This window comes from Streptomyces parvus (assembly GCF_014648875.1).
In the GTDB taxonomy this organism is placed as follows: Bacteria; Actinomycetota; Actinomycetes; order Streptomycetales; family Streptomycetaceae; genus Streptomyces; species Streptomyces parvus.
This window is the reverse complement of sequence record NZ_BMRY01000003.1, coordinates 751328-762975: the sequence shown is the minus strand read 5'-3', so window position 1 is coordinate 762975 and position 11648 is coordinate 751328. Positions and strand designations below refer to the sequence as shown.

Sequence of the window (11648 nt, the reverse complement as noted above, 5' to 3'; positions counted from 1 at the left end):
TGTAAGGCTTCTTGGCCTCCAGACCGAACCCGGTCGCCCGGTGCCGGCGCAGCTGCTCGACCTCCTTGAACGAACCCGCGTCCAGCAGCAGCTCGATCCGCTCCCGGGCCGTCAGCTTCCCCTTGGCGTGCTGCGCCTCGGTCGCCCGAAGGCTGCCGCTCTCGGCCTCCCGCCGTTTGCTGCGGAGTTCTTCCGCCCGGTCGTGCGGGGTCACGGTGTTCGACTCCATCAGTCACTCCCCCGCCTTCACGCGTTCGGCCCGGCGCTCAGCTGGATGGCCGCGTCCAGCACCACGGTTCCGTACTCCCGGCCCGGCTCGCGTGAGAACCGGCCCACCGGGCCGGACAGCGAGAGGGCGGCGACCACTTGACCGCTCGGGCCGCGCACGGGAGCGGTCACGGTGGCGGTACCCGCCCCCCACTCGCCGACGCTCTGCGCCCAGCCCCTGCGGCGTACGCCGGCGAGCGTCGCCGCGGAGAACCGGGCCGTCCTGAGCGCCTCGTACAGCTGGACCGGTTCCTCCCAGGCGAGCAGTACCTGCGCCACGGAGCCCGCGGTCAAGGGAAACGCCGCCCCGGTGGCGATCCGCTGCGCCGGATCGGTGGACGCCTCGGCGCCGGCCAGACAGACCTGCCGGTCGCCGTGGCGGCGGAACAGCCGGACGTCGGCCCTGACCCGGTCCCGGAGTTCGGGCAGGATCACGGCCGCCGAGGACAGCATCCAGTCCCCGTGCGCCTCCACCGCCATCTCGCCCAGCCTCGGGCCGAGCACGAACCGGCCCCGGGTGTCCCGGGTGAGCAGGCGCAGATGCTCCAGCGCCATGGCCAGCCGGTGTGCCGTCGGCCGGGTCAGACCGGTGGTCGCGACGATACGGCCCAGCGAGGCGGGTCCCGTCTCCAGCACGCTCAGCAGGAGCGAGGCCTTGTCGAGCACGCCGACGCCGCTGTCGTGTCCCAGGTGGTACGGGGACAGGGAGGTGGTCATCGGGTCCCGGCCAGACGTTCCGAGACGGAGCGGATCAGCTCGTCCCGCTCCTGGACCAGGTAGAAGTGGCCGCCGGGCAGCACGCGCAGAGCGAACCCGGCCGGCCCGACGTCCGCCCACGCCGCCATGTCGTCGCGGGTGATGGACGGGTCCTGGTCTCCGATGTACGCGTAGACGGGGCAGCCGACCGGGTCGGCGCCGCGCGGGCCGTAGGTGCCCACGATCGTGAAGTCGGCGCGGATGGCGGGGAGCAGCATCTCCCGCAGGTCGGGGTCGTCCAGGAGGGTGTCGTCGGTGCCGCCGAGCCTGCGGACCTCGGCGATCAGAGCCTCGTCGCCCTCGAGGTGCAGCCGCCTGGGGGTGAGCTTGTGCGGTGGCTTGCGGCTCGACACGTGCAGCGCCTCGGGGCGGACGGCGTGGCGGTGTTCGAGCCGCAGCGCCGTCTCGTAGCCCAGCGACCCCCCCATGCTGTGTCCGAAGAGCGTCAACGGCAGGTCCGTGAAAGGCAGCAGCGCCTCGGTCAGCTCGTCCGCCAGCACGTCCATGGTGTCGATGCACGGCTCGGCGAAGCGGTCGTGCCGGCCGGGATAACAGGCGACCAGAACCTCCGTGTCGTCGCCGAAAGCCCTTCCCCAGCTGTGGAAGAAACTCGCCGAACCACCGGCATGCGGCATGATCAGCACGCGTCTGCGCGGTACGGCGCTCGCGCCATATCTACGGAACCACCGGGTGTCGATACCGACTGTCATCTCTCCACACCTCGCGTCAACGGCGAACCAACCGTCCAGCATCCCAAGGGAATCGCCTTCCCCCGACCTTTTTAGCCGCGCCTTTCGTGCAACAGCAACGGGAGCTACAGGAAGATGCCGTCGATGCGAAATATTCGATAACGGCTTCCCCCTGCGATATTCAGCGGGGATTGGCGGGGAGCAGTCCCAGCTCCGCAATACGCACCCCTGCCTGGAAGCGTGAGGTCGCTCCCAGCAAGGACATGATCTCCGCGGTGTAGCGGCGATAGGTGCGGACCGACATGGACAGGTCCCGCGCGGACGCCTCGTCGGTGTTGCCCGACCTCAGCTGCTCGAGTATGCGCCGGGCCGTCTCGGTGCGGGCGGCGTCCCCGAAGTCGAGCTGGTCGGCGACCGCCACCGAATTGCGCCACACGCCGTCGAAGAGGGTGAGCAGGGGGGCCACGACGCCTTCGGACCTGATGAGGGAGGCTTTGCGGCCCACCATCGAGTCCGCGATCACCAGGGCTTCCCGGCCGTCGGCGACGACCGCGATGAAGAGCGGGATCCGCGCCACCCGGACCTCGATCCAGCGGCGCCGCGCCGCGTACTCCCGTACCAGTCGCGCGTCGAGTTTCGCCGGAGTGCAGAGCAGGCGTACCGCCACGTCTCCGCCGCGCGCCTCCAGCAGTTCGGTCATGGCGGTGAGCAGCGAGCCGGCGGACGCGGATTCGGAGGCGATGATGAGGTCGACGCGCTCCTCGGTGCCGGCTATCAGCTCGCAGGCCAGGCCGATCGCGTCCTCGCTCTCGCCGACAGTATTGACCAGGGAATTTCCGTACTGCCGGTCACGGTGTCTGTCGACAGTGGTGTCGATGAGCGCACTGACCTGCCTGAGAGCCTGCCCGAACTCGTCCGAGGTGCCGGGGCGCCCGCCAGGCTCTTCGTGTCTGTCATCATTCTGGCCCCGGACCGCAGATGCCGATTCCGGCACAGTACTCACCCCGTACGTGATCTCGGAAAACAAATGATTCGGGCAGGCCTGCCGCCCCGTGGGAGTCCCGGCCGGGGCTCAGTCCTCGGGGGTCAGCAGCCCCAGCTCCACCGCGCGCATTCCGGCCTGAAATCTTGAATTGGCCCCCAATTCGCGCATGATGTCCGCAACATGCCGCCGGTAAGTCCGCAGGGACACATCGATCTCGCGTGCACCGACGGCGTCGGTCGTTCCGTCACGCAGCCGGTCCAGGATGCGCCGTGCCACGTCCGAGCTCAGCCGCTCGTTCACCCTGAGGTGCTCGGCCGGGGGGACGGCGCCGCCCCAGACGCCGGCGAAGAGCAGGTCCAGGGTCCGGGCGACGGCGGGGTCCTGGACGATCAGCACACAGGCGCCGTCCGTCTGGAGTTCGGCCCTGACCAGGGCGAACTGCCCGTCGGCGATCAGGACTTCCTCCAGGGTGCTGTGGGTGACCCTGGTCTCGAGGCGCCCGGTGCCCTTCTTCGCGGCGCGGGTGAGCTGCGCGTTCAGTCCGCGCGGAGTGCACAGCAGGCGGACGACCCGCTCCTGGCGGCCCGTGCGGCGGGTGAGCACCGGTGCGCCGAATCGCGCCTGCTCGATGCTGCCCGGCAGGGTCAGATTGACGCTGTGCCGAGCCCGGTCGAGCAGCACGTCGACCGCGTTCGCCACCGCCGCCTCATGGTCGGGCAGGATGACCAGGGAATCGCTTCTGGGCGTCTGACGGTGGAGTGTCACCATCAGGTCGATCAGGGCGCGTGCGTGCAGCAACGCCCCTTCCACACCGTCTGCCGGCTCCTGCGTCCCCCGTTCCGGCGTGCTGGGTCTCCCCTGCGTCACTAAGGTTTCCCGCGCGTCGCTCGTGGACATGGCCAACAAGTCAGCCCCCTCCCCCTGTGCTGAGGTGCGGCGCCGACTCCGCCTGCCGCACCTCGAACCTAGTCGTACAAAGTGTGATCGACCGATGGATTGAATCCAGGCGAACCCGTACTGACACGAAGTGCCTTAGCATCCCCGTTTATTGACGCTCAGATCAATAGCTGAGGATCCTACCCTCCGGTGTCACCGGCCTTAGCGGGATCACCGTCGCGACCCTAGTTCGCGGGCCGACAACCGTCAAACATCTATGTACCCAACGTTCTTCTGCCGGGGCAGGCCAAGGAATCGGAGTAGTTAATTCCTAACTTATCTCGGCGCCTCGGGAGACCGTGCCCGCTCCCGTCAAGGACCTCTGTGCAATAACTTCGACACGAGGTGCGGCCAGATCCACATAATCCTCCGTGGCCAGGGCCACGGACCGGTCCAGCCGGGCGGCGTTGAAGAAGATCTCCTTGTGCACGAGCAGATCCGGATCGACCACCAGGTCGAGATCGGGATGGAGGGCGAACGGTACGACGGATCCGCTGACGCTCCCCGCCAGCCGTTCGGCGATCTCGCGGGTCGCGAAGGAAGACTCCGTCCCGGCGTAGAGCCGGTTGAGGCCGTCCAGGTCCAGGCGCCGGTCGCCCGGCACCACCGCGAGCACGTAGCGCCGCGCCCGCCGCCCCAACGCCACGCGGACCACGAGGCACTTGGCGGCCTGGGAAAGATCGTGCCGGCGCAGCAGGCTGGCCGGCTCCGTCCGCCCCTCCGGGGGATGGTCGATGATCCGGAAGCGCGCGCGGCCCTGCTCCAGCAGGTCCATCAACCGGTCGTGGGTGGTCATCTCGCCGCCGTCCGCTCACTCTTCTCCAGCGACCAGCTGCGCGTCGCGTCGATCCGGGCCGCCGTGTCGTCCAGCACGGACTGCGCGACGGGTCCCGCCGTGTGCACCGCGGCCAGGATCTCCGCCCGGTCCGCGGCGCGGGCGACCTGCACCCCGGCGACGTCCTGCCCCGCCTTGCCCAGCACCTCGCCCACGGCGCCGATCACCCCGGGGCGGTCGGGGGCGCGGAGGAACGCCACATCGCCCTCCAGCGGAAGATCCACCTCGAACCCGCAGACGTCCACGAGCCGTTCCCGGCGCTGGAGTCCGGTCAGCGTGCCGGACACCCACACCTCCTCGCCGCTGGGCAGGACCCCGTGCACCGAGAGAAGGCTGCGGTGCTCGGGGTGGTCCTGGCCGGTCTGCAGCTCGGTCGCCAGACCGCGTTCCTGGGCGATCAGGGGCGCGTTGACGTACGAGATGCCGCCTTCGACGACGGACCCGAGCGCGCCCTTGAGCGCTCCCAGCTCCAGGGCCGCGACGTCATGGCGGCCGATCTCCCCGCCCACCCGCACCCGGAGCAGTTCGGGGAGGCTTCCAGCGGTCGCCGTGAAGAGCCGCCCCAGCCGTTCGGCCAGCAGCAGCCACGGGGCGAGTTCGTCGTCCACCGTGCCCAGCCGGACGTTCACCGCCTCGGGGACGAACCGGCCGGCCAGCGCCTGCCGTACGGACTCGGCCACCGCCACGCCGGCGCGCTCCTGCGCCTCCGCGGTGCCCGCGCCCAGGTGCGGCGTGACGACCACGTTCTCCAGCTCGAACAGCGCTGACTCCGTGCACGGTTCGGTGGTGAAGACGTCCACGCCGGCTGCGGCCACCCGTCCTTCCTTGAGGGCGGCGTACAGCTCGGCCTCGTCCACGATCCCGCCACGGGCCGCGTTGACGATGCGCACGCCCGGCTTGACCCGGTGCAGCGCGTCGAAGCCGATCAGCCCCTCGGTCTCCAGGGTCTTGGGCAGATGCACGGTGAGGAAGTCGGACTCCGCGAGGAGTTCGTCGAGCCCCACGATCCTTACGCCGGTCTGGGTGGCGTACGCGGGCGGCACATACGGGTCGTAGGCGATCACCCGCATGTCGAAGGCGGCCATCCGGCGGGCCACCAGCGATCCGATGCGGCCCAGGCCGACGATGCCGAGCACCTTGTCCGCGAGCTCGACGCCGGTGAACCGGCTGCGCTGCCACTGGCCTTTCCGGAGCGCCGCGTCGGCCTGCGGGATGTTCCTGGCGACGGCCAGCAGCAGTCCGACGGTGAGCTCGGCGGCGCTGACGATGTTGGAGGTGGGGGCGTTGACGACCATGACGCCCGCTCGGGAGGCGGCGGAGACGTCCACGTTGTCCAGCCCCACCCCGGCCCGGCCGATCACCTTCAGCCGGGCTCCGGCCGCGATGGCCTCCGCGTCCAGCCGGGTGGCACTGCGCACCAGCACGGCGTCCGCCGCCGGCAGGGCCTCCAGCAGGGCGTCCCGGTCGGATCCCGTACAGCGCCGGATCTCGAAGTCCGATCCGAGCGCGTCGAGGGTGGCCGGCGAAAGTTCCTCGGCGATCAGTACAACTGGCTTGGGCACAGCAGGTCTCCTAACGTGACCGGGCCGCGGAGGGGGAAGGGGGTCAGCCGGCGCTGGTGACCAGTTGCGGCTCGTCGGCCGGCGGGGTCGGGGCGGTCACCGGCTCGTCCCAGGTCCCGGGCGCCCCGAAGTGCCGTTCCGTCCACTCCGGGTCGTACACCGAGTCGAGGTAGCGGTCCCCGAGGTCGGGGGAGAGCGCCACGGCGGTGAGCCGTTCGTCGCGCGGCCGGGCGGCGAGCCAGCGCAGTGCGCCGCTGACGACGGTCCCGGTGGAACCGCCGAACAGGAAGCCCTGCCGGGCCATGGCGTGGCAGCTGTCGAGCGTGTCCTGCTCCGGCACCATCACCACGTCGTCGACCAGGGACGTGTCCAGCAGCGCCGGTCTGACGCCCGCGCCGAGACCGGGGATGTGCCGGGGAAGCGCGGGGCCGCCGAAGGTCACCGACCCCACGCTGTCGACGGCCACGATGGTCACCGGCCGCTCCCGCTCGCGGAAGTAGCGCGCGCAGCCCATCAGGGTGCCGGTGGTGCCGGCCCCGACGAACAGCACGTCGATGTCCGGGAACTGGAGGGCGATGGACGGCCCCGTGCTCCGGTAGTGCGCGAGCCAGTTGTGCGGGTTCACGTACTGGTTGAGCCACACGTACCGGGGGTCGTACTGGCACAACCGCTGTACGTAGTCGATGCGGGCGCCCAGCAGCCCGCGCTCCTTGTCGGGGCGCGAGATGATGTGGACCTGCGCGCCGAGCGACTCCATGAGCCGGCGGCTCGCCGGATTGCACCGGGAGTCCGTCACGCACAGGAACCCGTATCCCCGGTGGGCGGCGATCATGCTGAGCGCGACGCCGAGGTTGCCGGACGACGACTCGACCAGGACCGAACCCTGTGTGAGGGTCCCGGCGCGTTCGGCGGCGAGCACCATCTCCAGTGCGGCCTTCATCTTGATGGAACCTGCGAGGTTCAGGCCCTCGCACTTGAGGTAGAGCGGAACATCGAAAACGGGCTCGAGATCGACGAAGAGGTCGTCGACGTTGATCTCGTACGGGGCGGATATCACCGGCACTTCATCACCGCGATTCGTTGGGGGTGCTCGCTAGGCGCTGGTGCGTCCGTAGCGGTCGAGATCGTGGAAGAACCCGTCGATGACGCCGAGCCCGCCCGCGTCCTTCAGCCGGTCGTGGACATACCGGCCGAGAGCGATGTCCAGGACGCCGAGGCCGAAGGGGGAGAAGACGACCGGCCGGTCCGTGGGGACCTCGACGGTTCCCTCCAGGACGTCGTAGAGGGTGCCGTCGATGAACTTGCGGCTGCCCATGAGCTGTTCGGTCAGATGCGGGGAGGTGTCGGCCTTGAGGCAGTGCTCCACGTCGTCCAGGAAGTTCGCGGACGCCAGCAGGATCTCGGGGGCCAGGTCCCGCAGGGACACGTTGAGGACCAGCGGGTTGTGTCCGAACCAGGCCGGGTTGTGCACGTGCGGCGCGCCGGCGACGGTGGCGAACACCACCAGGTCGCTCTCCCGGATCAGCTCCTCGGCGGTGCCGTGGACCACCACGGGCGCGTCGCCGGGGCGGCCGCGGAGATAGCCGGCGAACCCCTCGGCGTGCTCGGCGGACAGGTCGTGGATGCCGAGCCGGTCGAACTCCCAGTCGGTGGCCTCCAGGTACTGGTGGATGTAGCGCGCGATGAGCCCGGTCCCGATGAAGCCGATCCGGCGGGGGCGGCCCTGCGGGCTCAGCCGGTCAGCGGCGAGGACCGCCGAGGCGGCGGTCCTGGACGCGCTGATGATGGAGCTCTCCAGGCAGGCGAAGGGGTAACCCGTCGTGTGGTCGTTGAGGATCAGGACCGCGGAGGCACGGGGGATCCCCGCCGCCACGTTCTCCGGGAAGCTGGAGATCCACTTCAGGCCGTCGGTGGCCTGCTCACCTCCCACCGCTGCGGGCAGGGCGATGATGCGGGAGGACGGCCGGTCGGGGAAGCGCAGGAAGTAGGAGGGCGGGTTCACGGAGTCGCCCCGGCCGTGCAGCCGATACACCTCCTCGACCAGGTCGACGATCTGCTTCTCGTTGCCGGTGAGGACGTCGGCCACCTGCGCGCCGGTGATGACGGAGAACGGGGGAACAACGGGCTGAGGGGGCATGGCTGGCTCCATCCAGATGTGTGGTGTGCGTAGGGGTGCGGGCCGGGCGGACGCTTCGCGTCAGAACGACGGGACCGTGACCGGGTCTCCGAGGACGACCGCGATCCGGCGGGTCCCCTCGTAGGCCTCCCGGCTGTGGGCCATCCGGAAGTTGTCCACGATCATCAGATCGCCCTCCCGCCAGGGCTCACGCAGCGTGTGCTTGTCGTAGACGGCGTTGATCGTCGTGACGGTGTCCTCGTCGAGGGACGCGCCGGAGCCGTAACGGGTGTTGAACGGCAGTCCGTTGTCACCGAACTCGAACTTCAGGTACTCCCGGATGACCGGGTCGAGCGTCCACTCGTTGAGGAAGGCGATCTGGTTGAACCAGCCGCGACGGCCGGAGACCGGGTGGCACAGGACGGCGGGCGCCTTCTGTCCGGAGCGGAGGTCGCCGTTGGCCTCCCAGGTCAGCTCGATACCGCGGGTCGCGCAGTACGCCTCGACCCCGGCGCGGGTGCCGTCGCCGAAGGACTCCGCCAGCCCGACCCCGACCGTGTCGGTGTAGTTGCGGTCGAGCAGCCAGCCCTCCCGCTCGAACCGGTCCACCAGGCTCGGGGGCAGTGCCTCCAGCACCTCGTGGGAGTCGGCCACGCCCGTCGCGCCGCCCGACTCGGGTGCGGCGAGGCAGGCGAAGAGCAGCGTGGCGGGGACCTGACGCGCATAGCTCAGCTCGTGGTGCATGCACATCGGCTGGTCGGCCGGCCACTCCGACGAGGAGTACACGCCGTCCGCCCACACCTCCCTCGTCGCGAAGCCCTCGCGCTCCGTCATCACGTGGTCCACGAGCTCCCGGCTCACCCTGCCGACGCTCTGCGCGTCGCGCAGGTCCAGACCCCGAACCAGCAGCGCCCCGTGTTCGGCCACGGCGGCGCGCACGGCGTCGCGGTTCCCCGCGGCCCAGGCGACGGGATCGGCCGGGGCCGGGCCGTCGAGGGTGAGCACGGCCGGGCGGCCGTCGGTCCTCGCCACCTCGAACGGCTCCGCCTGTGTCGTCTGCGATGTCACAACCATGGTGCGCGTCCTCAGTTCGTCGTCCTGGCGTCCACAAGTCCCGCGAGCTCGGCGAGCCCGGGGTTCTGAAGCACATCGCGCAAGGTGAACGCGCGCTCCATCCGCACGATCAGCTGCACCGCCGAGAGCGACGTGCCGCCCTGCTCGAAGAAGCTGTCGCCGCGCCCGATCGTGTCGACGGGCACGCGCAGTACCGACGCCCACGCCTCGGCGAGACGCCGCTCGGTGTCGGTACGGGGCTCCTCCCGCTCGCCGTCCGGGCCGCCGAGACCGGCGGCCAGCACGGTGAGTGCCCGCTTGTCGGTCTTGCCGTTGGGAGTGAGGGGCAGCGCGTCCAGCCGGGCGATGCGGCGCGGCACCATGTACTCCGGTAGCGTCCGCCGGAGCCCCTCGCGCAGCACCTCGACGGGCTCGGACGAGCCCGCCTGGAAGCCGACCAGATGGCGCCCCTCGTCGGCGCTCTCCACGACCACGACGGCACCGTCGCGCACGCCGGGCAGCCTGAGCAGCTGGTTCTCGATCTCGCCGATCTCGATGCGGAATCCGCGGATCTTGACCTGGGCGTCCCGCCTGCCCAGGAATTCGAGCTTGCCCTCCGGGAGCCAGCGCCCGAAGTCGCCGGAGCGGTACAGCCGGCTGCCCGGGCGGTGGGGGTCGTCGCCGAAGGCCAGGGCGGTCCGCTCCGGGTCGTTGACGTATCCGCGTCCGACGCACACTCCGGAGAAGGCGATCTCCCCCGGCGCGCCGAGCGGCACGGGCCGCAGGTTCTCGTCCACGACGTAGACGGTCACATTGCGCACCGGGGCGCCCAGCGGGACCGAGTCCCGCTCCGGGACGTCCGTCATCACCTCGTGGTTGGTGTCGTCCGACGTCTCGGTGAGCCCATAGGCGTTCATCAGGCCGATGTGGGGGAAGCGCGCGAACCACCGGACGGTGAGTTCCTTCTTGAGTGCCTCCCCCGTGACGGACACGCACCGCAGCGCGGGCAGTTCCCGGGGGCGCTCGTCCAGCCGCGCGAGCACGACCTCCAGATACGAGGGAACCGCCTGGAGGACCGCGACCTCGCCCTGCTCGATCGTGTCGAGGTACCGGTCGACGTCGAGGATCGCGTCCTGCTCGACGATCAGCGTGCGTCCGCCCACGACCAGCGCGGCGACCAGTTGCCACAGCGAGATGTCGAAGGACTGCGGCGCGGTCTGCGCCACCACCTGTCCCTCGGCGATGCCCTGGTCCTCGATCTTGGCGTACAGGTGGTTGACGAATCCGGCGTGCTCGCACATCGCGCCCTTGGGTTCGCCGGTGGAGCCCGAGGTGAAGTACAGGTAGGCGAGCTGGTCGGGCCCGACCGGCACGGCCGGATCGTGGTCGGGGCGGCCCTCGCCGTACGCGGCGGTGACCGTCAGCAGTTCCAGCCCGGGCCCGGCCGCCTCCTGGAGGTGCCCGGGGCCGCCGTCCTCGGTGAGCACGAGCCGGCAGCCACTGCGGGTGAGTGTCCTGGCCATGCGGTCGGCGGGGGCGTGCGGTTCGATCGGCAGGTAGGCCGCGCCCGCCTTGAAGACGGCGATGACCGAGGCCAGCCAGTCCAGGTTGCGTTCGGTGACCACGGCCACCACCGCCTCATGACCGAGGTCGCGGGCGAGCAGCGCGTGCGCGATCCGGTTGGCGTACGCGTTGAGTTCGCCGTACGTCCAGTCCTTGCCGGCGTGGCTCGCGGCGGTCTCGGTGGGGCGTGCCGCCACCTGCTCCTCGAACAGCTCGTGGAACCGGCGGTCGGGCAGCTCGACGGCCGGACCCGCGAGACCGTCGAGCTGATGGCGCAGTTCGGCCTCGCCCAGCAGCCCGCGACGGCGGCTGGGAGCGTCCGGTTCGGACACCAGCTGGTCGAGCGCGGCGTGGTAGTAGCCGGCGATCCTCGATGCGGCCTCGGTGTCCAGGACGTCGGTGCGGTAGCGCAGGAGGAGCGCAGGGCCCTCGTTCCCGTACCGAAGCGCGGTGGTCAGCACCACGGCGGGATCTTCCGGGGCGGGGTGCGCGCCTTCCGGGTCGCCGAGGTCCAGCACGGTCTCGAAGGCGCCTTCGACCGGCCGGTCCGCGCTGCGGTGAGAAGCCGTCAGCAGCTCCCGCCAGGACTCGGTGTCCACCTCCAGCGAGCGGGCCCGCGGGGCTTCGGGGGCGGTGCCGTCCGCCCGGGGCGGTACGTACCCGGTCACCAGGGCGCGTTCGCCGCTGAGCGCGGACAGCACCACGGTGTGGGCGGCGAGGAGGGCCGTCTCCCATCCGGTGGCCGAACGCCGCCCGAGCAGCCGGATCCGCGCGGCCAGCCGGACCGGGAGGACGCGGGACAGCTCGGCCGTGCCCGCCGGTGCGGCGGCCTGCGGCCGTGCCCAGCGCGGGATCAGCCGCTCGGGAGCTCCAGTGATGGTCATCG

General features: G+C 70.7%; 11 protein-coding genes. All 11 read right to left on the bottom strand.

What is annotated here, in order from left to right; genetic code table 11:
- Positions 1 to 229 (bottom strand): carboxyl transferase domain-containing protein (locus IE140_RS13680; RefSeq protein ID WP_280118010.1); only part of this gene is annotated, 229 nt, incomplete at its 3' end.
- Positions 230 to 246: 17 nt separating this feature from the next.
- Positions 247 to 957, bottom strand: a complete 711-nt coding sequence (locus IE140_RS13675; protein WP_162600244.1) for an IclR family transcriptional regulator — start codon at positions 955 to 957, stop codon at positions 247 to 249.
- 23 nt (positions 958 to 980) lie between these two features.
- Positions 981 to 1733: a thioesterase II family protein gene (locus tag IE140_RS13670; RefSeq protein WP_150192893.1), complete on the bottom strand. Its 753-nt coding sequence runs from the start codon at positions 1731 to 1733 to the stop codon at positions 981 to 983.
- Positions 1734 to 1893: 160 nt separating this feature from the next.
- Positions 1894 to 2715 carry a TrmB family transcriptional regulator sugar-binding domain-containing protein gene (locus IE140_RS35965; protein ID WP_225683214.1) on the bottom strand — a complete coding sequence of 274 codons (822 nt, stop codon included), beginning with the start codon at positions 2713 to 2715 and terminating at the stop codon, positions 1894 to 1896.
- A 69-nt stretch (positions 2716 to 2784) separates the two neighbouring features.
- Entirely contained in the window at positions 2785 to 3495 is a 711-nt protein-coding gene (locus IE140_RS13660) for a helix-turn-helix domain-containing protein (RefSeq protein WP_141720357.1), read from the bottom strand.
- Between the two features lie 409 nt (positions 3496 to 3904).
- Positions 3905 to 4429, bottom strand: coding sequence for a YbaK/EbsC family protein (locus tag IE140_RS13655; protein ID WP_093444310.1), 525 nt, complete (start codon positions 4427 to 4429; stop codon positions 3905 to 3907).
- Positions 4426 to 6030, bottom strand: a complete 1605-nt coding sequence (gene serA, locus IE140_RS13650; RefSeq protein ID WP_150192894.1) for a phosphoglycerate dehydrogenase — start codon at positions 6028 to 6030, stop codon at positions 4426 to 4428. The genes IE140_RS13655 and serA overlap by 4 nt, the downstream gene beginning before the upstream one ends.
- Positions 6031 to 6073: 43 nt before the next feature.
- Positions 6074 to 7093: a 2,3-diaminopropionate biosynthesis protein SbnA gene (gene sbnA, locus IE140_RS13645; RefSeq protein ID WP_093444308.1), complete on the bottom strand. Its 1020-nt coding sequence runs from the start codon at positions 7091 to 7093 to the stop codon at positions 6074 to 6076.
- A 30-nt stretch (positions 7094 to 7123) separates the two neighbouring features.
- The gene (sbnB, locus tag IE140_RS13640; protein ID WP_093444307.1) at positions 7124 to 8167 is read right to left on the bottom strand and encodes a 2,3-diaminopropionate biosynthesis protein SbnB; all 1044 of its coding nucleotides are present in this window, start codon (positions 8165 to 8167) and stop codon (positions 7124 to 7126) included.
- A gap of 60 nt (positions 8168 to 8227) precedes the next feature.
- Complete coding sequence (locus IE140_RS35960) at positions 8228 to 9220, bottom strand: TauD/TfdA family dioxygenase (protein ID WP_150192895.1); 993 nt, start codon at positions 9218 to 9220, stop codon at positions 8228 to 8230.
- A gap of 11 nt (positions 9221 to 9231) precedes the next feature.
- Positions 9232 to 11646, bottom strand: coding sequence for a non-ribosomal peptide synthetase (locus tag IE140_RS13635; RefSeq protein WP_150192896.1), 2415 nt, complete (start codon positions 11644 to 11646; stop codon positions 9232 to 9234).
- Positions 11647 to 11648 lie beyond the last annotated feature (2 nt).

What these genes read in the sequence shown, in the direction of transcription:
- IE140_RS13670 (WP_150192893.1), bottom strand. Translation starts at nt 1,733, where the DNA reads ATGACAGTCGGTATCGACACCCGGTGGTTCCGTAGATATGGCGCGAGC.
- IE140_RS13655 (WP_093444310.1), bottom strand. Translation starts at nt 4,429, where the DNA reads ATGACCACCCACGACCGGTTGATGGACCTGCTGGAGCAGGGCCGCGCG.
- sbnB (WP_093444307.1), bottom strand. Translation starts at nt 8,167, where the DNA reads ATGCCCCCTCAGCCCGTTGTTCCCCCGTTCTCCGTCATCACCGGCGCG.
- IE140_RS35960 (WP_150192895.1), bottom strand. Translation starts at nt 9,220, where the DNA reads ATGGTTGTGACATCGCAGACGACACAGGCGGAGCCGTTCGAGGTGGCG.
- IE140_RS13635 (WP_150192896.1), bottom strand. Translation starts at nt 11,646, where the DNA reads ATGACCATCACTGGAGCTCCCGAGCGGCTGATCCCGCGCTGGGCACGG.